Source organism: Stenotrophomonas sp. YJH_SMC_57, from assembly GCF_059369755.1.
The window spans coordinates 216556-242409 of record NZ_JCAFSZ010000004.1; the positions used below are offsets into that span (position 1 = coordinate 216556).

Below are 25854 nucleotides of genomic sequence, written 5' to 3' on the forward strand. Positions count from 1 at the left end.
AGGGTAGTGCCGGCCGCTGGCCGGCACGCCCTCTTGTAGGGTCGAGCCATGCTCGACCGCTTTTCATGAGTCGAGCATGGCTCGACGCTACAGAAGCCGCCTGTCTCCCTCATGGCGCTCCAGCGCCAGTTCAATCAGCCGCGTGATCAGGCTGGTGTAGTCCACGCCGCTCGCACCCCACAACTTCGGGTACATGCTGATGCGGGTGAAGCCCGGCAGCGTGTTGACCTCGTTGATGACGATCTCGCCGTCTGCGGTGAGGAACACATCCACGCGCGCCATGCCGGCACACTCCAGCGCCTGATAGGCCTGCAGCGCGATCTTCTGGATGCGCGCCTGGGTGGCAGCGTCGATGTCCGCCGGTACCACCACGTCGGCACCGCCTTCGTTGATGTACTTGGTGTCGTACGCATAGAACTCGTCGTGCACCACCACCTCGCCGCACACGCTGGCCTGTGGCTGTCCGTTGCCCAGCACCGCGCACTCGATCTCGCGGCCGACCACCGCCGACTCCACCAGCACCTTGTGGTCGTAGCGCAACGCCAGCGCCAGTGCCTCGGCAAAGCCGGCCGCGTCCTTGACCTTGCTTACACCCACCGATGAACCCTGGTTGGCCGGCTTGACGAACAGTGGCAGGCCGAGCTGCGCGATCACCGCCTCGACATCGACGGCCGCCGCCTGATGGCGACGGATGCACAGCCACGGCGCTACCTGCAGCCCGGCATCACGCAGCAGGCGCTTGGTCACATCCTTGTCCATCGCCACCGCCGAGCCCAGCACCGGCGAACCCACGAAGGGCAGGTTGGCCATGCGCAGCAGGCCCTGCAGCGCACCGTCCTCGCCCAGCGGCCCGTGCACGATCGGCAGCACCACATCGATCTGGCCCAGCACGCTGGCCGCATCGGAGGGCTGCAGCTGCGCCTGCTCCGTGCCGGGAAGGACCGCCAGCGACTGCCCGGAGCGATGCAGCGCGATGCGCGACGGATCATCGGCATTGAGCAGGAAGGTGTCCGGCTGGCTCAGATGCCACTGGCCCTGCTTGTCGATGCCGACCAGCACCGGCTCGAAGCGCTCGCGGTCGAGGGCATCGAGGATGTTCTTCGCCGACTGCAGCGAAACTTCGTGCTCGGAGGACTTGCCCCCGAAGATGATGCCGACCCGGGTCCTTGCCATGGTGTTGCGATGTCCTGTGCGTTGCGTGGCCGTACAGCATGAACCTTCCGCTGCCACCCAGGTGAGGCACAGATGAACCGGATATCCATCCACGCATGGCGTGGATCTACCGTGTCGACCAAGGTCGACACCCACCCACAGCAGCAGGAACCTGTCGAAGGCGGGGTGGGTCCGGTTGCGGGGGCGTGAGCCGCATGGATGCGGCGACCGAGCTTACAGGGACGTACTTGCAGCGTCCCCCGCAACCGGACCCACCCCGCCTCCCACAGGAAGCCAGCCTTTGATGTTGCTCTGGCAGTTGCATCTGCGGGTGCCGGGCGGCAGCCCGGCCCAAGCCCCCCACCCACGCAGGTAGAATGCGCACATGGCTCTCTCCCTGCTCAAGTCCCTCAAGCCGGTCGCCGGCCGCGCCCTGCAGATCGCCCTGAACCGTGCCCTCGCGCTGGATCCGGATACCCGCCATGCGCTGGCCAGCCTCGACGGCCGGCATATCGACCTGACCCTGGAAGCGCCTTCGCTGGCGATGCGCATCAGCGTCGAGGGCGATCAGCTGCGGGTTGGCCCGGTCGACACGCAGGAAGCCGATCTGGCCGTGCGCAGCAGCCTGGCCGGCGTGCTGGCGCAGTTGCCACTGCTGGCCAACGCGCGCCGCGCCGACAGCACCGGCAAGGGCCGCGTGCGCGTGGCCGGCGACGCCGAACTGGCGCGCCGCCTGCAGCAGCTGGCCAAGGGCTTCGATCCGGACTGGCAGCAGCCGTTCGTCAGCGTATTCGGCGAGGTGCTGGGCGTGCAGGTGGCCAACACCCTGCGCAGCGCGCTGCAGCACGCACGCCAGGGCGCGATCGACCTGGCCCACAGCGCAGCCGAATTCATCACCGAGGAATCGCGTGATGTGGTGCCGCGCGCCGAGCTGGATGCCTTCCATGACGACGTGGACGTGCTGCGCGATGACGTCGAGCGCCTGGGCGCGCGCGTGCAGCGCCTGCGGGGTGCCGCATGAAGGCGGTGCTGCGGGCCAGCCGCATCGGCCGGGTGATCCTGCGTTACCGCCTCGACGATCTGCTGCAGGGCACGCCGGCCGAGCGCTGGCTGCGCCTGGCCAAGCCGTTCGTGCCGCGCGCTTCGGCCGATATTGCCGCACAATCGCGCGGCGCTCGCCTGCGCCTGGCGTTGCAGGACCTGGGCCCGATCTTCGTCAAGTTCGGCCAGATCCTGTCGACCCGCCGCGACCTGGTACCGCCGGACGTGGCCAACGAGCTGACCCTGCTGCAGGACCGGGTCAAGCCGTTCGATGGTGATACCGCGCGTCGCATCGTCGAAGAAGCGCTTGGCCTGCCGGTGAGCGAGGCGTTTGCCAGCTTCGACACCGAACCGCTGGCTTCGGCCTCGATCGCGCAGGTGCACGCAGCGACGCTTGCCGACGGCCGCCAGGTGGTGGTCAAGGTGCTGCGCCCAGGCATCGAGAAGCAGATCGACGCCGACATCGCCCTGCTCAACTCGCTGGCCGCGCTGGTCGAGCGCACCCACCCGCGTGCCGACAAGATCCGGCCGCGTGAGGTAGTGGCCGAAGTCGAGAACACCCTGGCTGCCGAACTGGACCTGCAGCGCGAAGGCGCCAATGCCAGCGTGCTGCGCCGCTTCTGGGAAAACAGCGACGACCTGTACGTGCCGGAAGTGATCTGGAGCCACACCGCCGAGCGTGCGCTGACCCTGGAACGCGTATGGGGCATCCCGTCCGATGACATCGCCGCGCTGGACAAGGCCGGCATCGACCGCAAGGCGCTGGCCGCCAAGGGCGTGCGGGTGTTCTACACCCAGGTGTTCCGCGACAACTTCTTCCATGCCGACGCGCACGCCGGCAACATCTGGGTCGACACCGATCCGGCGCGCCGTGCCAACCCGCGTTTCATCGCGCTGGACTTCGGCATCATGGGCCAGCTCTCGCAGGAAGATCAGTACTACCTGGCCGAGAACTTCATGGCCATCTTCAACCGCGATTACCGCCGCATCGCCGAACTGCACGTGCAGGCACGCTGGATGCCGGACCACGTGCGCATCGATGATCTGGAAGCGGCGGTGCGTTCGGTGTGTGAGCCGTACTTCACCCGCCCGCTGTCGCAGATCTCGCTGGCCGAAGTGCTGATGAAGCTGTTCCGCGTGGCGCAGCGCTACCAGCTGACCCTGCAGCCGCAGCTGATCCTGCTGCAGAAGACCCTGCTGAACATCGAAGGTGTCGGCCGCCAGCTCGATCCGCAGATCGACATCTGGGCAGTGGCCAAGCCGGTACTGGCGAAGATCCTGCGCGAGCGCTACAGCCCGCGCCGGGTGGTGCGCGAGATCGGCAAGCGCCTGCCGGAGATCATGACCCATGCGCCGGACATGCCGCGGCTGGTACACGCCTGGCTGACCCAGCAGGTGGAAGGCCGCCACGAACTGGCGATGCGCTCGCGCGATCTGGTCGCGCTCGATGCCAGCCTGCAGCGCCTGCAGAAGCGCGCGGTAGGGGCGATCACCGGCGTTGGCCTGCTGGCCATCGCGGCCCTGATGTACGTGCTGCAACCGCCGGGCTGGTACTGGGGTGACCTGCCGATGTGGAGCTGGCTGTCCGGCGCGGTTGGCGCAGTGGCGCTGCTGCGCGCGTGGTGGCGCTGAGCCGGTCAGGCTGAGGGCCGGCGGCGATGCATGCCGCCGACCCACCCCGGGTTTTTACCAGTGGTAGCCCAGGCCCACGTGCGACTGCACGCTCTGGAAGGTGTCCAGGCGGGTCTTGTGCCAGGTCTTGCCGATGCCCATGTCCAGCACCAGATGTTCGCCCAGCGGCTGGCTGCGGCGCAGGAAGGCGCGCCGCGCATCGTGTTCGCGCAGCAGCAGCGGATCGGACTCTGCCGCGTAGCCGGACGTGCCGGTGCCCAGCCACAGCTGGGTTGAACCGCGGCCCTGGGCGTCCTTCAGGCGCAGCGACAGCGTGGTGCCATGGCCGTCGGGCCCATTGGACTGACGGTGCCGCTCGTGGCGCAGCGAGGCGGTCACGCGCGGGAAGTAATGCGAGGCGCCCACCGACCAGCCGCTCACGTACGCGCCGGCGTGGTACTGCGCGTACTTGCCGCCCACGCTGAGCACGGTCTGCGGCGCCACCTTCCACTGCAGGTCCTGGTTGACCTGGCGGTTCACGAACACCGGATCATCGTTGGACGCAGTGACGGCGGTGCGGGTGGACAACCGCGGGCTCCAGCGCTGGTGCAGCGAGGCCTGCACGCGGTTGCCGCTGAAGCGCCTGCTGCCAAAGTCGCGTTCACCATGGGCCAGGCCGAGGTGCCAACGAGTGTGGCCGTTGCGGCCGGCCACATCCAGGGTCTGCACGTCGCGCTTGCCGAAGCTGTCGGTGTAGTCGGCATGGTCCAGCTGCATCGAAACACGGTCGACGCCGGCATGGGCGCTGGACACAGCCAGCAACAGGGCGCATGGCAGCGCGCCACGGAAGATCAATCGCATGGGGTTACTCCAGGGGTTGGGAATGCAGCGACTGCAGCAGCCGGTAACGGCCCGGCGGCAGGTTTCGTTCCACGGTGATGCGCGGTCCGAACTGGCTGCCCGGTGCGATGATGCGACCGGGCAGGATGATCACGCCGACGCCCAGCGAGGCGCCTTCACCGATCCACGCGCCAAGCTTGTCGCGCTGGCTGTCGATGACGGCGCCTTCGATGTGCACGGCGACCGTCGCGCCATCCAGGCGATGGTTGCTGGTGCGCACCAGCGCGCCAAGATAGGCGCGGGCATCGATACGGCTGTCGCCGATGAAGCACTGCGGACCGATGCTGACGCTCTCGCCGATCAACGCGTTCTTCAGTTCGCTGGCAAAGCCGATGCGGGCGCCATCGCCGATGCGCAGCGGGCCACGCAGGAGCGCGTTGTTGCCGATCAGGCAATCACGGCCGATCGATATCGGGCCCTGCAGATGGGCTCCGTCGCAGATGCGGCTGCCGGCACCGATGCACACGGTCCCCTGCACGGTTGCACGTGGCGACACCTGGGCGCTGGAATCGATGTGGGATGCCAGTGCCGGGAGCGCATCGGCCAGGGCGGTGAGATCATTCCACCACATGCGGATACCTCGTCGGCTTGTCGCGTACCGGCTCGCGGCCGGTGAACAGCCCGGCAAGGCCGTGCATCACCCAGATCGCATAGGCAAGCAGTACATACAGCATCGAGAAGGCGGCGGCAGGCACCAGCCAGGCGCGGCGATGATGGATGGCGCTGATCAGCGCCAGCAGCATGACCACGCCTATCCAGAACAGCGGCATCACCGCCAATGCCAGGCCGGCGGGTCCATGCAGCATCGCCGCGCCGAACCAGACCTGCAGGGTCAGCACGATGCCGGCCAGCGCCAGCAGCATCATCGGCAGGATGCTGAACAGGCCGAAGCGGGTCAGAAGCAGGCCGCGATGCAGGCGCATGCAGACCGCATAGCCGACAATCCAGCGCCGCCAGCGCCGCCATTCCTCCACCAGCGTGTTGCACTCCTGCGGGTAGACCACGCAGCGAACGCTCTGGCGCACGCGGTAACCCTGCGCGACCAGCGACCAGGACATGTCCAGGTCTTCCACGCGGGTGCGGTCGGAGAAGCCGACCTTGCGCAGCACCGAGGTGCGGAACAGGCCGCACGAGCCGGAGACGATGAACGGCGCGCCGCCCAGCCACTGCTGGAAGCTGCGCTTGATCACGATCATCGGCAGTTTCAGGCTGGCACGCACATGCGGCAGGAAACCGGCGCCTTCCAGGCTGGACGAGGGCACGCCGCCGACCGCATCGGCCCCACGCTCGATTTCGTCCAGCAGGTATCCCAGGCCATGCCCGCGCGGATCGATATGGGTGTCGGCGTCGGTCAGGAACACCTGTTCGGCGGTGGCGTGCTGCAGGCCGTGCATCAATGCCCCGCCTTTGCCGGTGTTGGCCTGGTGTACCGCCACCAGACGCCCCGGCCAGCGTGCCTGCAGCGCATCGAGCACCGCAGCGGTGTCATCGGTGGAGCCATCATTCACGCAGATCACCCGGGCCAGGTAAGGGTTCTGCAGCAGGCTGGTCAACGAGCGCTCCAGGCACGGGGCTTCGTTGTAGGCCGGAACGATCGCGTCGATGCTGTACAGGTGCGTACTCGGCCGGCGCGACAGCAGCATGCAGATACGCACCAGGATGAAGACGCACATGGCCAGGAACAGCAGCGTCTTCATCAGAGCACCAGCCGATGGGGCAGAAAGCCCTCGCTGGGGCCGATACCGATCTGTTGCCCGCGGAACTGTGCGTGGCAGCGCAGATGGTCCTCCTGCATGTACTGGCGATCGCTCTGGCTGGCATGCTCGCGCAGGGCGTGGATCTTCAGGTCCAGCTGCGCGCTGATGTCTTCGAATACCTGGGGTGCAAACTGCGGCAGGGTGCTGGGACTCTCGTAGCAGAGGATCTGCGGGACACTGCGGCAGGCGATGATCGATGCCTCGTGGACGGTGCGGTGATCCTGGTGATGGTCCTCGCCGCACATCGTGTAGACGCGATGCGGCACGAGCGTGGCGCAGGCCTGCTCGATGGCCGCGATGATGTCGTTGCGGCAGCCCGGGAAACGCGTGTCCGGAAAATCCTGCTGGATCACGTGGCCGACTCCGAGTCGGTGCAGGGCGCGGTGGGATTCATCGCTGCGGTCGATACCGGTGTGGCAGCCGCGGCCGCCGCGGCTGAGCACCAGCGCATGGATGCGCGCACCCGTGCGTGCCAGCTTGGCCAGGCTGCCACCGCAGCCGAGTTCGATGTCGTCGGGGTGGGCGCCGATTGCCAGAATGTCGAAGGCCATGGCCGTGTCCTTGCGAAAACCGAGGGAGCGGCGGGCAGGTGGAACGTCCCGCGCGAAAGAGGCGGAACTATCGCAACTCGAGCAACGCGAAAGATTAGGATCAATCTGAAAATGTGACTTGATCGGCCACAATGGCCGCCCTGACGCGGCAAATGAAAGAGGCGACAGCGATGCAGCTTTCGGTATTGAGGGACGAACTGGCGCGTTTCGGTGCCGATAACGACGCACGCGAGACCGAACGTGCCCGGCGCATGCTCAACATCACGCCGCAGACCGGTGAGTTCCTGTCGGTACTGGTGCGTTTCGGTGCAGCACGGCGCGTACTGGAGATCGGCACCTCCAACGGCTACTCCACGCTCTGGCTGGCCGAAGCCGCCGCCGCCATCGGCGGCCACGTGACCACGCTGGAGTACGCCGAAGACAAGGTGGCGATGGCGCGAGCGACGTTCGTGCGCAGTGGCCTGGCTGAGCGCATCACGCTGGTCCATGCCGATGCCGGCCAGTGGCTTGCGCAGGCCGCCGATGCCAGTCTCGATCTGTTGTTCCTCGATTCGGACCGCGAACAGTACGCCGGCTGGTGGCCGCAGCTGCGCCGGGTGCTGCGGCCCGGTGGCCTGCTGGTGGTGGACAACGCGATCTCGCATGCCGCGCAGATGGAGCCGCTGCGCGCGCTGCTTGCAGCCGACGCCGGCTTCAGCAGCAGCCTGGTGCCGGTGGGCAACGGCGAGTTGCTGGCGGTGCGCAACGCCTGACTGCCCTACAGGTAGGTGCCAACCTTGGTTGGCACGCTGTTGCCGGTCGCGCAGAGCAGCCGAGCATGGGCTCGGCTCTGCAGGAAGCAGGCCCTTATAATCCCGCGGTGAGCACCGAACCCGACACCCTCGCTGCGGTCGAGACCGACACCGCACCCCTGCAGCTGCTGCACCTGGATGAGCGCCTGGCCGTGGTCAACAAGCCGGCCGGGCTGATGGTCCACGACAGCAAGCTGGCCCGCGGCGAAGACGATTTCCTGGCCGACCGCCTGCGCGAGCAGCTGGGCCGCCCGATCTTCCTGGTCCATCGCCTGGACCGGGCGACCAGCGGCTGCCTGCTGCTGGCCTTCGACCGCGATACCGCCAGCGCGCTGGGCAAGGCGCTGATGGGCGGCGAAGTGCTGAAGGACTACCTGACCGTGTGCCGGGGCTGGCCGGCCGAGCTCGCCTGGCAGGTCGACCATGAACTGGACGGCGGCCCGGGCAAGGCGGTGAAGAAGCCGGCGATCACTGATTTCCAGCGCCTGGCCACCGGCGAGCTGTCGGTGCCGATCGGCGAGTTCAGCAGTTCGCGTTATGCGTTGCTGCGCTGCCGGCCGCAGACCGGGCGCTTCCGGCAGATCCGTCGCCACCTCAAGCACCTGTCGCACCACATGATCGGCGACACCAGCCATGGCGATGGCCGCCACAACCGCATCTTCCGTATGCAGGGCGTGCATCGCATGCTGCTGCACGCCGAGCGCCTGCGGTTCCCGCATCCCGACGGTGGCACGGTGGATGTACGCGCGCCGCTGGACGCTGGGTTCCAGAAGGCGCTGGACCTGTTCGGCTGGCAGGTGGATAGCGCTTGACGGTCGTGCCGGCCACTGGCCGGCAGCTACGCGATTCCAGATGTACCGGGGAGCCGGCCAGCGGCCGGCCCTACCTCACTTCTTTTCCGGTTCGTTGACGATTGCTTCCAGGTCCTTCTGCAGGTCCGCGAACAGCGGCTGCATGCGCGCCTGGATGGCCACCATCACGTTCTGCATCAGCGCCGGGGTCTTGTCCAGCAGGCTCTGGCCGGCCGCGCTCTCGTAGAACTCGGCCATCGCCAGCACGTCTTCCTTGCTGAAGGTCTTCTTGTACAGGTCCACGTACATCGGCCGCAGCTGCTGCCATGACAGGGCCTGGCGCAGGGTCTGGCTGGTCCGCGCCTGGATCCGCTTCAGCTGCTCCTGCTGCTGGGCGTTGAGCTGGCGCTGCGCGGCCACCTGCTGGAACTGCTGCTGCTGCATCGCCTCGATCTGCGGCAGCATGGTGTCGATCATGCTCTGCGCGCGCGAGGCCGAGAGCAGGCGGTTGATGTCGCCATCGGTCGGCGGCGCGGCCAGGGCCGGCACACTGGCCGCGGCCAGCGCCAGCAGCAGGGCGGCGCGGCGCAGCAGGGACGGCAGGGCGGGTGCGGTGCGGGTCATGCGGGCTTCCTGCGGTACATGGGACGGCCAGCATACCCGCAGCCAAGGCGAAGGCGGCGTGTTCGGTACCTGATCGGCGGCATAGGGTGCGCGATGCCGCACTGCAGGGCGTGGCTGCCGCTACAATGCGCGGATGGGCAGTGGACCGGTCACCATCAGCGCGCAACTTGAAATCCCCGACGGCGAGATCGTCGAGCGGTTCGTGCGCGCCAGTGGCGCCGGCGGGCAGAACGTCAACAAGGTCTCCACCGCGGTGGAACTGCGTTTCGACGTGGCCAACTCGCCCTCGTTGCCCGAGCCGTTGCGCACGCGCCTGCTGGCGCGGCGTGACCGGCGCATGACCGGCGAAGGCGTGCTGGTCATCGATGCGCAACGGTTCCGGACCCAGGATCGCAATCGCGAGGATGCGCGCGATCGGCTGGCGGCCTTCATCCAGGCCGGGCTGAGCGTGCCCAAGCCGCGCAAGGCCACCAAGCCGACCCTCGGGTCGAAACTGCGTCGTCTGGACGCCAAACGCGGGCGCGCGCAGATCAAGCGCGGGCGCTCATCACGTGACTGGGAGTGATTGCTTGAACAACCCGACTCCGTTGCTGCCGGCCGTGCCGCCGCAGATGCCGCAGGTCAAACCCAATGCCTTCCTGCGCTGGCTGGCGCGCTGCACCCTGCGCATGGGCGGCTGGAAGGTGACCGGCACCCTGCCTGACATTCCCCGGCTGGTGTTCATCATCGCGCCGCATTCGTCCAACTGGGACGGGCTGTGGGGCATGGCGGCCAAGATCGCGCTGGGCATGAAGGTGAAGGTGCTGGGCAAGGCCTCGCTGTTCTGGTGGCCGCTGGGCCCGCTGCTGCACAAGCTGGGGGTGATCCCGCTCGACCGCAGCTCGCCGCAGGGTACCGTTGGCCAGGCGGTGGACCTGCTGCGCAACAACGAGAAGATGTGGTTCGCGATCACCCCCGAAGGCACCCGCAAGGCGGTGAAGGACTGGAAGGCTGGCTTCCTGAAGATCGCGCGGATGGCCGACGTGCCGATCCTGGCCGCGTACTTCCACTACCCGGAAAAGACCATCGGCATCGGGCCGCTGTTCACGCCCAGCGGTGATGACGCCGCCGACATGGCCGCCATCCGCGAGTTCTACCGGCCCTGGATCGGCAAGACCCGCGGCACGGTCTGAGCCGGCCGGCAGGCCCCGCATAGACGCCACGTCCGGCACATGCCGGGCGAGCGCGACAGGAGTAGGGTGGAGGGCTGGTATTCCATACCGTCTGCCCAAGGAGCGTTTTACATGTCGCGTACCGTAGTCCTGGCCGCCGCCATCAGCCTGGCGCTGGCGGCCTGTTCCGGCAAGGAGTCCACCCCCGTGTCCGAAGCCCAGAAGACCCCGGCCCAGCAGCCGGCCGAAGCCTCCACCAATCCGCTGCTGAGCGCCAGCACGCTGCCGTTCCAGGCGCCGCAGTTCGACAAGATCAAGGACAGCGACTACCTGCCGGCCTTCGAGGAAGGCATGCGCCAGCACCTGGCCGACGTGCGCAAGATCGCCGACAGCAGCGAACCGGCCACCTTCGACAACACCATCGTGGCGATGGAGCGCAGCGGCGAAACCCTGACCCGCGTGTCGCGCATCTTCTTCGGCCTGGTCCAGGCCGATACCAACGACGCGCGCCAGAAGATCCAGGAAGAAGTGGCGCCGAAGCTGGCCGCGCACCAGGACGAGATCAACCTCGATCCGAAGCTGTTCGCGCGTGTGAAGTCGATCTATGACCAGCGCGACACGCTGGAGCTGGACCCGGTGCAGAAGCGCCTGGTCGAGCACTACTACGACGGCCTGGTGCGTGCCGGTGCGCAGCTGTCCGACGCCGACAAGGCATCGCTGCGCAAGCTGAACGTGGAAGAGACCACGCTCTCCACCCAGTTCCACACCCGCCTGGTGGCCGCCACCGCCGCCGCCGCCGTGGTCGTCGACGACAAGGCCAAGCTGGCCGGGCTGGACGAGGACGCGATCAACAACGCGGCCGCCGCCGCCAAGGATCGCAAGCTGGACGGCAAGTTCGTGCTGCCGCTGCAGAACACCACCCAGCAGCCGGTGCTCGGCTCGCTCAGCGACCGTGACCAGCGCGCGGCCGTGCTGAAGGCTTCGGAGACCCGCGCCGAGCGTGGCGATGCCAACGACACCCGGCAGACCGTGCAGCGCCTGGCCCAGCTGCGTGCGCAGAAGGCCAAGCTGCTCGGCTTCGATACCTTCGCCGACTACCAGCTGGGCGACCAGATGGCCAAGACCCCGGCCGCCGCGCTGAAGCTGCTGACCGACACCGTGCCGGCCGCCACCGCCAAGGCCCGCGCCGAAGCCGGCGAGATCCAGAAGGTGATCGACGCGCAGAAGGGCGGCTTCCAGGTTGCGGCGTCCGACTGGGACTTCTACGCCGAGCAGGTGCGCAAGGCCAAGTACGATCTGGACGAGTCGCAGATCAAGCCGTACTTCGAACTGGACAACGTGCTGCAGAACGGCGTCTTCTACGCCGCCACCCAGCTGTACGGCATCACCTTCAAGCCGCGTACCGACATTCCGACCTACAACCCGGACATGAAGGTGTACGAAGTGTTCGACAAGGACGGTACCTCGCTGGCCCTGTTCTACACCGACTACTTCAAGCGTGACAGCAAGTCCGGCGGCGCCTGGATGGACGTGTTCGTTGAACAGGACGGCCTGACCGGTGCCAAGCCGGTGGTCTACAACGTCTGCAACTTCACCAAGCCGGCCGCCGGCCAGCCTGCGCTGATCAGCTTCGACGACGTCACCACCATGTTCCATGAGTTCGGCCATGCACTGCACGGCATGTTCTCGAACGTGAAGTACCCGTCGATCGCCGGCACCGCCACCTCGCGCGACTTCGTCGAGTTCCCCTCGCAGTTCAACGAGCACTGGGCGCTGGACCCGAAGGTGTTCGCCCACTACGCCAAGCACTACAAGACCGGCGAGGCGATGCCGCAGGAACTGGTCGACAAGATCCTCAAGGCACGCAGCTTCAACCAGGGCTACGCGACCACCGAGTACTTGTCGGCTGCGCTGCTTGACCTGGCCTGGCACACGCAGAAGGCCGACGCGCCGCTGCAGGATGTGGGCGCCTTTGAAGCCAGCGCGCTGAAGAAGTTCAAGGTCGACCTGCCGCAGGTGCCGCCGCGTTACCGCACCACCTACTTCGACCATATCTGGGGTGGCGGTTACTCGGCCGGTTACTACGCCTACTTCTGGGCGGAAGTGCTGGACCATGACGCCTACCAGTGGTTCACCGAACACGGTGGCCTGACGGCGGCCAACGGCCAGGAGTTCCGCGACAAGATCCTCTCGCGTGGCAACAGCGTGGAGCTGTCGACCCTGTACCGCGATTTCCGCGGCAAGGACCCGTCGGTGGAGCCGCTGCTGAAGTTCCGCGGGCTGAAGTAAGTAAGAAAGCGAAAACGGCGGGGGCAGCCCCGCCGTTTTTCTTTTGCGTCGATGTCATCGATGAATTCTGCAGTTACCGCTCATCCACGCATGGCGTGGATCTACTGCAGATCGCAGGAATATGTCGAAGGTGGGCTGGGTCCGGTTGCGGGGGTATCCGCGCCATGGATGGCGCGGCTAAGCCTCCATGGACGGATTCACGGCGTCCCCCGCAAGCGGACCCACCCCGCCATCCCACGGAAATCCAGCCTTTGCTGTCGCTGTTGAGGTTGCCGGCCAGCGGCCGGCACTACCAGGTGCCGGCCGCTGGCCGGCCATCACGTCCCTACATGCACCCGGTTCGCCTGTTCGGCCAACCCCAGGTGATCCAGCGCGATGTCCAGCGCCAGCACATAGCTCTGCGCGCCGTAGCCGGCGGCGATGCCCAGTCGCTGGCCAACCCCGGCCGGCAGGCACGGTTCGGCCACCGCACCGTCGTCATGCACTTCCACGTAGGCGTTGTGCAGGTAGGGCAGCAGGCGCTGCAGGCGCAGGCTGTTGGCACACGCACCCGGATCGAGCAGGGTCACCTCGCCACGGCTGTGGTCGGCCACGCGCAGCGCGTCCAGCAGTTCCTGCTCCGAACCACAGGCGCGGATCGCCACGCTGGTGCCGGCGTCGATGGCGCGATGCACCAGCGACTTCAGGACCGGCGCCGGCAGCGGCATCGCGGTACGGATCAGCGCACCGGCCGCTTCCGGGCCACGGATGATGAAGATCGACATGGCTCAGCCCTCCTGCGCCAGGCGGCGGCCAACGATGGCCAGCGACAACGGATAACCGGCCTGCTGGCTGCGCTGGTCGACCACCACTGCGGCCGGACCGTGCTGCAGCCGCAGGCGTGCATCCAGCCCCGGCTCGCTGCGGGCCTGCAGCTCGATGTACTGCGCCGGCAGCCGTTCCAGTGCCGCCTGCAGCGCGCCACCTTCGGCCTGCCACTGCGCCTCGTCGGCGGTGCCGACATCCAGCAGCACCCAGTCGGCCGAGCGCGCCTGCGGCTGGCACAGGCACTGGCGCACTTCGGACAGGCTGGCGCAGTCGCTGCACAGCACGCGATGGCCGCTCAACTGCGTCGGCAGCTGCGGGCGCGGCGCCGACGGAGATGCGTGGCGGATCACCAGGAGGGTCATACAACACCTTGCGGAATGCGCCCTGTGGCGCGGTGGGCACACGATGCGCGCGCTGGCCGTAAAGGTGCGATGCCCGTCGCCGGGCCGGGGCGTAAAACCTGCGTAACCCCTGTCCCGTGCTGGCGGGAACCTGCGACGCCTGCGTGTGGTCTGATACCGCTACCGACCACCCGGAGCCTGCCATGGATGCTGTTGCCCGCCCTCCCTTTTCCGAACGTGCGCTTACCTGGCTGAAGAAGGAAGCATTGCCGCTGCTGGTGATGCTCGGCCTGCTGGCCGCCGCCCGCGACACCCTGGCCAACCACTACGTGGTGCCCAGTGGCTCGATGCAGCCGACCCTGCAGCCCGGCGACCGGGTGGTGGTGGACATGCGCGCCTATGGCCTGCGCCTGCCGTTCACTGGCCAGGAACTGATGGCGACCGGCAGCCCGCAGCGTGGCGAAGTGGCGGTGTTCGACTCGCCGGCCGATGGCACCCGCCTGATCAAGCGCGTGGCGGCGGTGGCCGGCGACCACGTGCAGCTGCATGAGGGCCATCTGAGCATCAACGGCCAGCCGCTGCAGATCGCCGACCTGCAGGACGTGGAAGCCTTCGGCCAGCGCCGCGCCCGCCTCGATCTGGACATGGGCGGCGGCCCGGACATCGCCGATCTGGTGGTGCCGGCCGGCAAGGTGCTGGTGTTGGGGGATCACCGCGGCAACAGCTTTGACGGCCGCTTCTTCGGCTTTGTCGACGCCGACAAACTGTATGGCCGCGCCTTGGCGGTGTACTACCGCCGAGGCGACGGGTTCGAATGGCAGCAGCTGTAAGCTGAATTGATACTTCCTGTGTATCAATCATGATCTATCAGGTTATGGATCGACTGGATCAACGGGCCTAGTCTGGGGCCCGTTCCCTCCCACGCGCGGCCGCCCCCACCGGCCCATCGATCCCATGACTGGCGAAACCGCGGCGGCCGTCGAACGCCGCCCCCACACTGTCGACCCTGCTGCCGAGACCCGCATCCAGCAGGGTACCCCCGCCTTCCGGCGTACCGCGCTGGCGCTGTTCCTGGCTGGCTTCTCCACCTTCGGCCTGCTGTATACGGTGCAGCCGCTGCTGCCCGAGTTCAGTCGTCATTTCGGCGTGTCCGCAGCCGGCAGCGCGATGTCGCTGTCGCTGACCACCGGCACCCTGGCGGTGGCGATGCTGCTGGCCGGGCTGCTGTCCGATGCGATCGGCCGCCGCCCGTTGATGATCGCCGCGCTGCTCGCGTCAGCCATCCTGTCGCTGTGCACCGCACTGGTGGACGACTGGACCACGCTGCTGGTGCTGCGCACCCTGCTCGGCCTGGCGCTGAGCGGCGTACCGGCGGTGGCGATGACCTACCTGGTGGAGGAAATGGACAGCCGCGCACTGGGCCTGGCGATGGGCCTGTACATCGGCGGCAACGCCATCGGTGGCATGAGCGGGCGCCTGCTGGCCGGCATCATCGCCGACCACTGGGGCTGGCGCTGGGGCATCGGCGTGGTCTCGATCATTGCCATCGCCAGCACCGTGCTGTTGTGGCTGCAACTGCCGCCATCGCGGCATTTCCAGGCCCGCCGCGACGGCCTGCGCCAACTGCCGTCGCGCTGGCGCACGCTGTTCGCCGACCCGGGCCTGCCGTGGCTGTTCGCCACCTCGTTCGTGCTGATGGGCGTGTTCGTCACCCTCTACAACTACCTGGGCTACCACCTGCTGGCACCGCCGTACCACCTCAGCCAGACCGTGGTCGGGCTGATCTTCAGTGTGTATCTGGTCGGCACCTTCAGCTCGGCGTGGATGGGCCAGCAGGCCACGCGTTACGGGCGTGGCCGCATCCTGTCGATCTCGTTCGCACTGATCGGCGCCGGCATCGCACTGCTGGCGATGCCGTGGCTGAGCACGATGGCACTGGGCATCGCGCTGGTCACGTTCGGCTTCTTCGGCGGCCATTCGGTGGCCAGCAGCTGGGTCGGCAGCCGCGCCGGCACGATGCGCGCCGAGGCCTCCGCGCTTTACCTGTTCGCCTATTACCTGGGGTCGAGCGTGCTGGGTGGCGTGGGCGGCCTGGCCTACGCGGCCTGGGAGTGGCGGGGGGTGTGCGCCTTCGCTGCCGTGCTGACCCTGATCGGCGGCGGCATTGTCTGGGCACTGCAGCAACGCGCCCCGCAGCCGGTAGCGGCATGATCCAACGCGCGTTTCACTGGGGCGCGGCGCTGCTCTGGTAGATGCCGACCTTGGTCGGCGCTCTGGCAGGGCGGCCAACCAAGGTTGGCATCTACCGGAATCAGGCTTCGGCGAACGCCTCGCGCAGCAGCGTGGCGAAGTTGCGGATCAGCGGCGTCACCCCTTCGCGGTGCCATGCCAGCTGCACTTCCGAATGCGCACCGGCATCGGCCAGCGCCACGAAGCGCGCGCCTTCCACGCGGATGTGATCACACGACGACGGCAGGATCGCCGCGCCCAGGCCGGCCGCGGCCAGGCTGATCAGCGTCGAGGCCTCGCCCGCCTCCTGCACGATGCGCGGGGTGAAGCCCGCCGCTGCGCACAGCGCGATCATGTGGTCGTGGATGCCGGCACCGGCACTGCGGCGGAACGCCACGAACGGCTCCTGGGCAAAATCACGCAGCGCCAGCGTGCCCTGTTTCGACAACCGGCGCAGGGCAGGGTGCTCGGCGTGCACGATCAAGGCCAGCGGATCGACGAACAGGCTGTGTGCCACCAGCTCCGGGGGCAGCGTGCGCTTGCGGATGATGCCCACGTCCAGGCTGCCATCGAGCAGCGCATCGATCTGCTGCAGGGTGTTCATCTCGCTCAACTGCAACCGCACCTGCGGAAAGCGCTGGCGGTAGTGCAGGATCGAGCGCGGAATCTGCGGTGACAGCGGCGTGGCCCGGGTCAGCCCGATATGCAGCTCACCCTGCTCGCCGCGCTGCGCGCGCTGCACCTCGTCCACCGCTGCTTCCACCTGCTGCACGATGGCCCGTGCCCGTTCCTGCAGCAGCTGCCCGGCGGGCGTCAGCTGCACGCGGCGATGGCTGCGCACGAACAGGCGCGCCCCGATCAGTTCCTCCAGCTGACGGATCTGCTGGCTGAGCGGCGGCTGCGACATGCCCAACCGCTCCGCCGCCTGGCCGAAGTGCAGCGTATCGGCAACGGCGAGGAAGTAACGCAGGTGGCGCAGTTCGATGGACATGGGGCCAGTGTATTCATCGCCAGCCGGAAATGGGGTCAGAGCCCGTTGCGCAGCAACGGGATCCGACCCCGTGTCGACCAAGGTCGACACCCACCAGAGCAATCTGCCGTTCCGACAGATCGCGGAGAACTGTCGAAGGCGGGGTGGGTCCGGTTGCGGGGGTGTCCGCGGCATGGATGCCGCGGCCAAGCCCCCAGGGGTGAGGGCGCTTTGCTTGCGAAGCACTGCTTCGCAAGCGCCCGAACGCACAGCCGCCAGCGGCTGGGCCGGACCGCGGAGCGGGGTTTACGGCGTCCCCCGCAACCGGACCCACCTCGCCATCTACGGATAGCCCGCTTTTGACGTTGCCCTGGCTTGAAGCAGGTGCAGGGCGCAGCCCTGCCGAGCACCTCTCACCGCTCGGAATGCCCGCTCTGGTCGTAATCGCGCGGACTGAACAACTCCGGCTGGATCAGCTCGATGAACGCCCGCGCCTGCGCCGACAACGCCTTGCCGCGTCGCACGATCACCCCGTAGCTGCGCTCCGGGAACCAGCGCTTCATCGACCGCGCTGCCAGCCGTTCGTGGTCGGCTTCGTTCAGGCATAGCGCAGGCACGATGGAAATGCCCATGCCCATTGCCACGTACTGCTTGATCACCTCCCAGCCGCCCACTTCCAGTGCCACCGTGTAGGCGATGCGGTGGCGCTGGAACACTTGGTCGACCAAGCGGTAGGTGATCTGCCGCTTCGGTGGCAGCACCAACGGATGGCGCGCGATGTCGGCCAGCTCCAGTTCGCCTCCGCTGGCCAGCGGATGGTCATGCGGCGCGATCAGCACCTGTTCGAAGCGGTAAGCCGGGGCGTAGCTGAGGTCGGCCGGCACATCGGTCATCGAACCGATCGCCAGGTCGGCCGCATCCTCGCGCAGCAGGTCGGTGCCATCGGCGCTGATCGCGTTGTGCAGGGTCAGGCGCACGTCCGGGTGGTGCATGCGGAAGCGTTCGACGATCTTCGGCAGCAGGTACAGGATGGTCGAACTGTTGGCGGCGATATTCAGCTCGCCCGCATCCAGCCCGCGCACCTTGTCGCGGAAGCGCGCCTCCAGCCCGTCCAGGTTCTCCACCAGTGGCTGCGCCATTTCATACAGCAGCTGGCCCTCGCGGCTGGGCACCAGGCGCCGCCCGCTGCGCTCGAACAGCGGCACCCCCAGCTCCCGTTCCAAGGCCTGCAGCTGCAGGCTGATCGCCGGCTGGCTGACGAAAAGCGCCTCAGCCGCCCGTGAGACCGAGCCCAGACGCACCGTCTGGCAGAACGCGCGCAGCGGTTTCAACCGGTCGGATTTGTAGGAAAAACGCGGACTTGGCGGGGTTCGTGTGGTCATTGCGTCACAAGTATTAGCACAGTTTATGTAGAACATTGCAAAAACTGTTTTGCCAAATACTCGGCCCCGGCGGCACCTTGGAGACGTTCCCCCACTGCTGGAGTCGCCTCATGTCCGCCGTCGCTTCCGCTGTTCCCACCCCCGCTGCCAAGGCCACCCCCGGCATCGCCCTGGCGACCCGTGTGGCCGGCCAGGACACCGTGCTGCCGGCGCCGCTGCTGGCCCTGCTGGTGTCGCTGCACCGCGCGGTGGAACCGGGCCGGCAGGCGCGGCTGCAGGCGCGCCGAGAACGCCAGGCGTTCTTCGACCAGGGCGGCCTGCCGGACTTCCGCGAAGACACCGCCGCGATCCGCAGCGGCGACTGGACCGTCGCCCCGCTGCCGGCCGCGTTGCAGGACCGCCGCGTCGAGATCACCGGCCCGACCGATCCGAAGATGGTCATCAACGCGCTGAACTCCGGTGCCAAGGTGTTCATGGCCGACTTCGAGGATTCGACCTCGCCGACCTGGCGCAACCTGCTGGCCGGGCAGCAGTCACTGGCCGCCGCTGTGCGTGGTGACCTGGAATACACCGCACCCAATGGAAAGCACTACCGCCTGCGTCCGTACGACGAACAGGCGGTGCTGATCGTGCGCCCGCGTGGCTGGCATCTGGACGAGAAGCACGTGGCCATCGATGGCCAGCCGCTGGCCGGTGGCCTGTTCGATGCGGCGGTGTTCGCGTTCCACAATGCGCGCGCGCTGCAGGCCAAGGACCGCGGCCCGTACTTCTACCTGCCCAAGCTGCAGAGCATGGAAGAGGCCGCGCTGTGGGAGTCCGCGCTGTCGCACATCGAGGGCATGCTGGGCCTGCCGCACGGCCAGATCAAGGTGACCGTACTGATCGAAACGCTGCCGGCGGTGTTCGAGATGGACGAGATCCTGCACGCGCTGCGCGACCGCATCGTCGGCCTGAACTGCGGGCGCTGGGATTACATCTTCTCGTACCTGAAGACCTTCCGCCGCCACGCCGACCGCGTGCTGCCCGAGCGCGGCCAGGTGACCATGACCCAGCCGTTCCTGAAGGCGTATTCGGAACTGCTGATCCAGACCTGCCATCGCCGCGGTGCGCATGCGATGGGCGGCATGGCCGCGCAGATCCCGATCAACAACGATGCGGCCGCCAACGAACAGGCGATGGCCCGCGTGCGCGCCGACAAGCTGCGCGAAGTCAGCGCCGGCCACGATGGCACCTGGGTCGCGCACCCGGCGCTGATCCCGGTGGCGATGGCGATCTTCGACGAGCACATGCCAACCCCGAACCAGCACAGCGTGCTGCGCCAGGATGTGCGTGCCGGCCGCGACGAACTGATCGCGCGGCCGCCGGGCACCATCACCCGCGCCGGTTTCGAAGGCAACGTGGAAGTCTGCGTGCGCTACCTGGCCGCATGGCTGGATGGCAACGGCTGCGTGCCGATCCATCACCTGATGGAGGACGCGGCCACCGCCGAGATCAGCCGCAGCCAGCTGTGGCAGTGGCTGCACACACCGGGCCAGCAGCTGGACGACGGCACCGCCATCGACCTGGCCCTGCTCGACGCCACGCTGGCGCAGTTGCCGGCGCGGCTGGGCGATACCCATGCATTGCCCGGTGGCGCGCGCATCACCGAAGCCATCGCCCTGCTGGCCGAACTGAGCCGCAGCAATGAACTGACCGATTTCCTGACCCTGCCGGCCTACGCACGCATCGACTGATCGAGCGCCCGCGTTCCACCGACGTTTCCCTCACCGCTGCACGCACCAACCGAACTGGAGAAAGACATGAGCAAGCTGCCCACTGCCGAACAGATCCAGCACGACTGGGATACCAACCCACGCTGGGAAGGCATCCAGCGCAACTACAGCGCCGCCGACGTGGTGCGCCTGCGCGGCACCGTGCACATCGAGCATTCGCTGGCCCGCCTGGGCGCGGAAAAGCTGTGGGCGTCGCTGCATGAGCGCGAGTTCGTCAACGCGCTGGGTGCGCTGACCGGCAACCAGGCCATGCAGCAGGTCAAGGCAGGCCTGAAGGCGATCTACCTGTCCGGCTGGCAGGTGGCGGCCGACGCCAACCTGGCGGGGCAGATGTACCCGGACCAGTCACTGTACCCGGCCGATTCGGTGCCGGCGGTGGTCAAGCGCATCAACAACACCCTGCTGCGTGCCGACCAGCTGCACCACGCCGAAGGCAAGGACGACATCGACTTCCTGCAGCCGATCGTGGCCGACGCCGAAGCCGGTTTCGGCGGCGTGCTCAACGCCTTCGAACTGATGAAGGCGATGATCGAGGCCGGTGCCGCCGGCGTGCACTTCGAAGACCAGCTGGCCTCGGTGAAGAAGTGCGGCCACATGGGCGGCAAGGTGCTGGTGCCGACCCGCGAGGCGATTGAAAAGCTGAACGCCGCGCGCCTGGCCGCCGACGTGCTGGGCGTGCCGACCCTGCTGGTGGCGCGCACCGATGCCGAAGCCGCCGATCTGCTGACCAGCGACATCGACGGCAACGACAAGCCGTTCGCCACCGGCGAGCGCACCGTGGAGGGCTTCTACAAGACCCGCAATGGCCTGGACCAGGCGATCAGCCGCGGCCTGGCCTACGCACCTTATGCAGACCTGGTGTGGTGCGAGACCGGCAAGCCGGACCTGGAGTTCGCACGCAAGTTCGCCGAGGCGATCCATGCGAAGTTCCCGGGCAAGCTGCTGGCCTACAACTGCTCGCCCAGCTTCAACTGGAAGAAGAACCTGGACGACGCGACCATTGCGAAGTTCCAGCGTGAACTGGGCAGCTACGGCTACAAGTTCCAGTTCATCACCCTGGCCGGTTTCCACGCGCTGAACTACGGCATGTTCAACCTGGCCCACGGCTATGCGCGTCGACAGATGAGCGCCTTCGTGGAACTGCAGGAAGCCGAGTTCGAAGCGGCCGAGCGTGGCTTCACCGCGGTCAAGCACCAGCGCGAGGTCGGCACCGGCTACTTCGATGCGGTGACCCAGGCGATCCAGCAGGGCCAGTCGTCGACCACCGCGTTGACCGGCTCGACCGAGGAAGAGCAGTTCCACGGTGGCCGCAGCGAGCGCGCGGCGTAATCGGTAGTGCCGGCCGCTGGCCGGCAACCACGTACCGCAGGGAAGCCGGCCAGCGGCCGGCTCTACCGAGGGCTCGACATCCGATCAGGGTGGCCAGGGAAGGGCCAGACAACGCCGGCCGGTCGGGGGACCTGCCGGCGTTGTTGTATCGGTGGAACAGCGGTGAACGCGGGCAGCGTCAATCCGGCGCACCCCCCTGCGCGGCAACTTGGCCGAAACCCTGTGAAGACAGCCATCGGATTGATCCGGCAGGACTTTTGGCCAGGTGACGGTGAGCAGAACGGGCCACCACGCATCTTCATATCGGAGACGTGCGCCGGAAGGTCCAAAATGAGATAGGGCGCACACTTTAAAGCGGTGCTATGCTCCGCGGCTCACCAGGGGACGCTGGCGGCGGGTGCAGGGAATGACCGGCAGGGGTGCGGCCGAGAACAGTGATGTGACGTCAGGTATCGCCCGGGTGGCGATGGCCGAGATCGTGCACGCGCTGCTGTCCGATGCCGAGGTGGCATTGTTCGCCAGATTCGCCCGCCCATGCAAGCTTCATGCCGGACAGTGGCTGTTCCAGCGGGGGCACCGTGGCGAACGCATGTATGTGATCCTCGAAGGCCAGATCGAACTGGACTTCGGCGAAGACCTGGTGATCAAGACCCTCGGCCAGCATGAGTTCTTCGGCGAACTGGGACTGCTGGTGGGCGACCACCTGCGCAGTGCCAGCGCCCGTGCCCTGGCCGACTGTGAAGTGCTGGAACTGGGCCCGTCCGATTTCCATCGCCTGGTCGAATCCGATCCCGGCCTGGTCGCCTACTTCCTGCGCCGCACGATCATGCGCGTGCTGACCAACGAACAGGCCCTGATCAGCCAGCTGCGCCGGCGCAACCATGATCTGGAAACCGCGCTGGACAACCTGTACATCACCACCCATCAGTTGACCCATACGCGCGAGCTGGTGCGTACCGATGAGCTGACCGGGCTGCACAACCGCCGCGGTCTGACCCTGTACCTGCAGGAATGCCGCACCGAGCAGGAAGGGCTGCCGCAGGCCTTGCTGCTGATCGACTGCGACCGCTTCAAGCAGATCAATGACCGCCATGGCCACCAGGCCGGCGACCGCGTGCTGCAGAGCATGGGCAACATCCTGCGCTCGATGGCCGGCGAGCAGGACCTGGCCTGCCGGCTGGGCGGCGACGAGTTCTGCCTGATCCTGCGCCGTGGCAACCACGAAATCGTCCAGCACGCGGCCGAGTTCATTCTGAGTGCGGTGCATGGCCTGCTGGAACGCAGCAACGGTACGCCGCATGTGAGTCTGGTCAGCATCGGCGCCAGCCTGCTGCCGCCGGATGCGGGCTGGAGCGAATGGTATGCCAGCGCGGATCGCGCGCTGTACCAGGCCAAGCGCGATGGCGGCAACTGCCTGCGCTGGGTGGATGATCCGGACGGCCCATAGGGAGAGGCAGGCAATGAATGGCGACAACGGAACGTCAGCCCCGCATAGCCCCCAGCTACGCGCCCTGTTGTTCACCGATCTGTGTGATTCGCTGCAGCTGGTCGAGCGGATCGGCGATGTGGCGGCCGCGAGCCTGTTCCAGGAACACGATCGGTTGGTGCTGGTGCTGCAGCAGCGCTGGAACGGCCAGCTGATCGATCGCTCCGACGGATTGTTCATGCTGTTCGAGCGCGCCATCGATGCGCTGGGCTTCGCTCTGGACTACCAGCGCGAACTGCATGCGCTGGGCCAGCAGCGCTCGATTGAACTGCGTGCGCGTGCCGGCCTGCACGTGGGCGACGTGCTGACCTGGGACAACAGCCCCGAAGCGGTCCGCGCCGGCGCCAAGTCGATGGAAGTGGAAGGCCTGGCCAAGCCGATGGCAGCACGCCTGATGATGCTGGCACGGCCGGGCCAGATCCTGTTGTCGGCCGTGGCCGAATCGCTGACCCACCGCGCCACCGATGCGCTCGGCGAGCGTGGCACGCGCCTGCTGTGGAAGTCGCACGGGCGCTGGCGCTTCAAGGGTGTGCCGGTGGTGCAGGAAGTGATCGAAGTGGGCGAGATCGGGTCGGCGCCGCTGCGCATGCCGCGCTCCAATGCCAAGGCGCGCCGCGATCTTCCCCTGTGGCGGCAGCCCGTGGTGCTGGCCGCCGAAGGCCTGGTGCTGGCGGTGCTGGTGCTGGGTGGCTGGCTGCTGCTGCGGCCGGAACCGGCGATCGCCTTCGCCGAGCGCGACTGGGTGGTGCTGGCCGATGTCGACAACCTGACCGGTGACCCGATCTTCGACGAGTCGATGCGGCACGCGATTCTGATCGCGCTGGAACAGTCGCGGTACGTGAACGTGTTGTCCGAAGGCAAGATCCGCGAAAGCCTGGAGATGGCCCGGCTGTCCAGTGACTCGCGGATGACCCGCAATACGGCCGTGGAAGTCGCCATGCGCGAAGGTGCGCGTGCGGTGCTGCTGCCCAATGTGCGGCAGCAGACCGGTGGCTACCTGCTGGGCATCGATGTGGTCGAGCCACGCAGCGGCCAGCTGGTGACCAGCTTCACGGCAACGGCCGATCGCTCCGATCAGCTGGTGTTCGCGGTGGACGATGTGGTTGGACGCCTGCGTCGCGGATTGGGTGAGTCCGTCGCCAGCCTTGAGCAGTCGCTGCCCCTGCCGCGGGCGTCGACCCGCGACCTGCGTGCGCTGCGGGCCTTTGCCCTGGCCGAGAACGCGCTGGGCCAACGTCGCTTCGAAGAGGCGCGCAATCTCTACCAGGCCGCGATCGACATCGATCCGGGTTTTGCGCTGGCCTACATGGGGCTGGCCAAGCTGCTGGCACGCACCGCACAGGTCCAGCAGGCGCGCGAGGCATTGGAGCATGCACTGGCCCAGCAACAGCGCCTGCCCGCACGCGAGCGCCTGTACCTGAAGGGCTGGCAGGCCGAGCTGGAACCCGGCGGCTGGCCGCTGGAGCAGTGGCGTGCACTGGCCAAGATCTATCCGGATTCGTTTGCCGGACTGTCCAATACGTCGTGGGGGCTGCTGCAGGACAATCGCTTCACCGAAGCGCTGCCCTATGCGCGCGCGGCGACGGTGCCGCAGGATCCATTGCGCTTGTATCCGATGATCCATCTGGCGCGGGCGCAGCTGGGCCTTGGCCAGCCACAGCAGGCGATGCGGACCCTGCATCAGGCACAGATGCTGCGCGGCAATGACGAGGCCGACGACCTTGATGTGGACGTCCTGATCGCCCAGGGCCAGCAGGCACAGGCACGGCAGGTGCTGATGCGATTGCCCAGGGGAGACGACCTGCAACAGCGCATGCGCCTGCGTGCCCACCTGCTGGTGGCTGCCGAGCAGCGCGATTGCACAGCCATGCATTCAGCGATTGCGGCGGACGGTCCGGCGCCGGAGCTGATCGACTACCAGATCCATCGACGGCTGCAGCACGCTACGGTGACCACGCTGTGCACGGCCGGGGACGTGAAGGAGCTTGAATCCATCGCGGCGATGCTGCGGCCCCTGCTCCGCGACAACGAAGACTCCGCCGTGGGAAGCCGCAGCCTGCAGTTGCTGGCGCTGGCTTACCTGGCCCAGCGACAGGGCCAGCATGTGCTCGCCGCAGAGTGGCTGCGCGACCACGGCCAGCTGCTGGAGGGGCAACGCAGCCCGGTGGTCGGCAAGTGGCTCCGCGTGGTGCGGGCCATGGTCGAACTGGGTCGGCAACGGCCGCAGGCGGCACGCGATCTGCTCGAGCCCGCGCTGGATGGCAGCGAACCGGTACAGGCCCATGTGGTGCTGTTGCAGGCATTGCGTGCACAGCAGGACGCCGCCGGCGTGCGCCGCGAGCAGCAATGGCTGGCCCGGCACCACGGCCAGGCCATTGCTGAAGTCGCTTCGATGCAGGTCTGGCAGCCCTTGAACGTGCACGACATCGCCATGGCGGCGATGTCGCCGCCATCGTCGCACTGAAGCAGGCTCAGGCGTTGACGCGCTCGTCGATGCGGTCGGCTTCGAAACAGAACACCACCGTCATCGAGGCGGTCGAGGTGCTCAGGTACGCGTGCAGCGAATCGCGCGTGCGGCACAGCTCCTCGACCGACGCCAGGGTGCCGATCTTCATGCAGTCGTTTTCGCCGATAGCACGGTCCAGGCCGATCGAGGCCAGCGCCTGGGCCGGCGAAGCGGTGAAGCGGCTGCGGAAGTCGTCGTTGTCGATCAGGTGGTCCAGCAGGATGCTGGCGTCGTCGGCGGAAAGGCGGGGATGGGTGCTCATCGGGATCGTCCGTAGGTGGAGTTTCTCGTATCGGCCGCGACAGCCTGCCATTGAGGGCCGTGGCGCGTTCATCGCTAAAGTTGGCCGCGCTGCGGTCGCTGCTGCTATGCCG

General features: G+C 67.4%; 24 protein-coding genes. 13 read left to right on the top strand and 11 right to left on the bottom strand.

From position 1 onward, the window contains the following. Positions 1-87: 87 nt before the first annotated feature. Positions 88-1173 carry a D-alanine--D-alanine ligase gene (gene ddlA / locus AC5P7U_RS06790; protein WP_308309679.1) on the bottom strand — a complete coding sequence of 362 codons (1086 nt, stop codon included), beginning with the start codon at positions 1171-1173 and terminating at the stop codon, positions 88-90. 364 nt (positions 1174-1537) lie between these two features. On the opposite strand from ddlA, the gene AC5P7U_RS06795 reads away from it, so the two are divergent. Both AC5P7U_RS06795 and ubiB read left to right on the top strand, forming a co-directional pair. Further along, positions 1538-2173: a ubiquinone biosynthesis accessory factor UbiJ gene (locus AC5P7U_RS06795; protein WP_004153599.1), complete on the top strand. Its 636-nt coding sequence runs from the start codon at positions 1538-1540 to the stop codon at positions 2171-2173. Next, positions 2170-3825, top strand: coding sequence for a ubiquinone biosynthesis regulatory protein kinase UbiB (ubiB, locus tag AC5P7U_RS06800; RefSeq protein WP_004153600.1), 1656 nt, complete (start codon positions 2170-2172; stop codon positions 3823-3825). Before AC5P7U_RS06795 ends, ubiB begins: the two co-directional genes overlap by 4 nt. A gap of 54 nt (positions 3826-3879) precedes the next feature. Here ubiB and AC5P7U_RS06805 read toward each other — a convergent pair whose 3' ends face one another. Genes AC5P7U_RS06805 through AC5P7U_RS06820 form a run of 4 tightly spaced genes read right to left on the bottom strand, consistent with a single transcriptional unit; the run spans position 3880 to position 7012 of the window. Further along, on the bottom strand, positions 3880-4665 hold the full coding sequence (locus tag AC5P7U_RS06805) for a YaiO family outer membrane beta-barrel protein (protein WP_049457576.1): 786 nt from the start codon (positions 4663-4665) through the stop codon (positions 3880-3882). A 4-nt stretch (positions 4666-4669) separates the two neighbouring features. After that, entirely contained in the window at positions 4670-5275 is a 606-nt protein-coding gene (locus AC5P7U_RS06810; protein WP_481458647.1) for an LbetaH domain-containing protein, read from the bottom strand. Then, the gene (locus tag AC5P7U_RS06815; RefSeq protein WP_004153603.1) at positions 5262-6401 is read right to left on the bottom strand and encodes a glycosyltransferase family 2 protein; all 1140 of its coding nucleotides are present in this window, start codon (positions 6399-6401) and stop codon (positions 5262-5264) included. The genes AC5P7U_RS06810 and AC5P7U_RS06815 overlap by 14 nt, the downstream gene beginning before the upstream one ends. After that, positions 6401-7012, bottom strand: coding sequence for a PIG-L deacetylase family protein (locus tag AC5P7U_RS06820; protein ID WP_197564892.1), 612 nt, complete (start codon positions 7010-7012; stop codon positions 6401-6403). The genes AC5P7U_RS06815 and AC5P7U_RS06820 overlap by 1 nt, the downstream gene beginning before the upstream one ends. Positions 7013-7164: 152 nt before the next feature. On the opposite strand from AC5P7U_RS06820, the gene AC5P7U_RS06825 reads away from it, so the two are divergent. Next, on the top strand, positions 7165-7764 hold the full coding sequence (locus tag AC5P7U_RS06825) for an O-methyltransferase (RefSeq protein WP_414554865.1): 600 nt from the start codon (positions 7165-7167) through the stop codon (positions 7762-7764). Further along, complete coding sequence (locus tag AC5P7U_RS06830) at positions 7761-8615, top strand: pseudouridine synthase (RefSeq protein ID WP_495220934.1); 855 nt, start codon at positions 7761-7763, stop codon at positions 8613-8615. The genes AC5P7U_RS06825 and AC5P7U_RS06830 overlap by 4 nt, the downstream gene beginning before the upstream one ends. 75 nt (positions 8616-8690) lie before the next feature. On the opposite strand, the gene AC5P7U_RS06835 is transcribed toward AC5P7U_RS06830, so the two are convergent. Beyond that, on the bottom strand, positions 8691-9218 hold the full coding sequence (locus AC5P7U_RS06835) for a DUF2059 domain-containing protein (RefSeq protein ID WP_004153611.1): 528 nt from the start codon (positions 9216-9218) through the stop codon (positions 8691-8693). Positions 9219-9351: 133 nt separating this feature from the next. Between AC5P7U_RS06835 and arfB the strand changes: the two genes are divergently transcribed. The 3 genes from arfB to dcp all read left to right on the top strand — a co-directional run bounded on the left by arfB (position 9352) and on the right by dcp (position 12658). After that, positions 9352-9783 carry an alternative ribosome rescue aminoacyl-tRNA hydrolase ArfB gene (arfB, locus tag AC5P7U_RS06840; RefSeq protein WP_004153612.1) on the top strand — a complete coding sequence of 144 codons (432 nt, stop codon included), beginning with the start codon at positions 9352-9354 and terminating at the stop codon, positions 9781-9783. 4 nt (positions 9784-9787) lie between these two features. After that, positions 9788-10390, top strand: a complete 603-nt coding sequence (locus AC5P7U_RS06845; RefSeq protein ID WP_008266991.1) for a lysophospholipid acyltransferase family protein — start codon at positions 9788-9790, stop codon at positions 10388-10390. 111 nt (positions 10391-10501) lie between these two features. Beyond that, positions 10502-12658, top strand: coding sequence for a peptidyl-dipeptidase Dcp (gene dcp, locus AC5P7U_RS06850; protein ID WP_004153614.1), 2157 nt, complete (start codon positions 10502-10504; stop codon positions 12656-12658). Between the two features lie 317 nt (positions 12659-12975). Here dcp and AC5P7U_RS06855 read toward each other — a convergent pair whose 3' ends face one another. Both AC5P7U_RS06855 and AC5P7U_RS06860 read right to left on the bottom strand, forming a co-directional pair. After that, complete coding sequence (locus AC5P7U_RS06855) at positions 12976-13422, bottom strand: 3-dehydroquinate dehydratase (RefSeq protein WP_004153636.1); 447 nt, start codon at positions 13420-13422, stop codon at positions 12976-12978. Positions 13423-13425: 3 nt separating this feature from the next. Further along, on the bottom strand, positions 13426-13827 hold the full coding sequence (locus tag AC5P7U_RS06860) for a hypothetical protein (RefSeq protein ID WP_004153638.1): 402 nt from the start codon (positions 13825-13827) through the stop codon (positions 13426-13428). Positions 13828-14009: 182 nt separating this feature from the next. Between AC5P7U_RS06860 and lepB the strand changes: the two genes are divergently transcribed. Both lepB and AC5P7U_RS06870 read left to right on the top strand, forming a co-directional pair. Beyond that, positions 14010-14636 carry a signal peptidase I gene (lepB, locus tag AC5P7U_RS06865; RefSeq protein WP_495220901.1) on the top strand — a complete coding sequence of 209 codons (627 nt, stop codon included), beginning with the start codon at positions 14010-14012 and terminating at the stop codon, positions 14634-14636. Between the two features lie 124 nt (positions 14637-14760). Continuing rightward, entirely contained in the window at positions 14761-16017 is a 1257-nt protein-coding gene (locus tag AC5P7U_RS06870; protein ID WP_495220902.1) for an MFS transporter, read from the top strand. A gap of 100 nt (positions 16018-16117) precedes the next feature. Here the strand turns inward: AC5P7U_RS06870 and AC5P7U_RS06875 are convergent, their stop codons facing one another. Both AC5P7U_RS06875 and AC5P7U_RS06880 read right to left on the bottom strand, forming a co-directional pair. Continuing rightward, positions 16118-17026, bottom strand: coding sequence for a LysR family transcriptional regulator (locus AC5P7U_RS06875; RefSeq protein ID WP_414554868.1), 909 nt, complete (start codon positions 17024-17026; stop codon positions 16118-16120). A gap of 392 nt (positions 17027-17418) precedes the next feature. Continuing rightward, positions 17419-18387 (bottom strand): LysR family transcriptional regulator, encoded by a 969-nt coding sequence (locus AC5P7U_RS06880; RefSeq protein ID WP_004153645.1) that lies wholly within the window; start codon positions 18385-18387, stop codon positions 17419-17421. 110 nt (positions 18388-18497) lie between these two features. Here AC5P7U_RS06880 and aceB point away from each other — a divergent pair, with 110 nt between their 5' ends. From aceB to AC5P7U_RS06900, 4 genes are all read left to right on the top strand, one after another. Next, the gene (gene aceB / locus AC5P7U_RS06885; RefSeq protein WP_004153646.1) at positions 18498-20120 is read left to right on the top strand and encodes a malate synthase A; all 1623 of its coding nucleotides are present in this window, start codon (positions 18498-18500) and stop codon (positions 20118-20120) included. Between the two features lie 66 nt (positions 20121-20186). Continuing rightward, positions 20187-21488 (top strand): isocitrate lyase, encoded by a 1302-nt coding sequence (gene aceA, locus AC5P7U_RS06890; RefSeq protein ID WP_004153647.1) that lies wholly within the window; start codon positions 20187-20189, stop codon positions 21486-21488. A 406-nt stretch (positions 21489-21894) separates the two neighbouring features. Next, a complete protein-coding gene (locus AC5P7U_RS06895) occupies positions 21895-22935 on the top strand; it encodes a GGDEF domain-containing protein (protein ID WP_004153648.1) in 1041 nt (346 codons plus the stop codon). Between the two features lie 13 nt (positions 22936-22948). Next, positions 22949-25438, top strand: a complete 2490-nt coding sequence (locus AC5P7U_RS06900; protein WP_197564742.1) for a putative peptide modification system cyclase — start codon at positions 22949-22951, stop codon at positions 25436-25438. Positions 25439-25445: 7 nt separating this feature from the next. Here AC5P7U_RS06900 and AC5P7U_RS06905 read toward each other — a convergent pair whose 3' ends face one another. Beyond that, entirely contained in the window at positions 25446-25742 is a 297-nt protein-coding gene (locus AC5P7U_RS06905; protein WP_049456769.1) for an NHLP-related RiPP peptide, read from the bottom strand. Between the last annotated feature and the right edge of the window lie 112 nt (positions 25743-25854).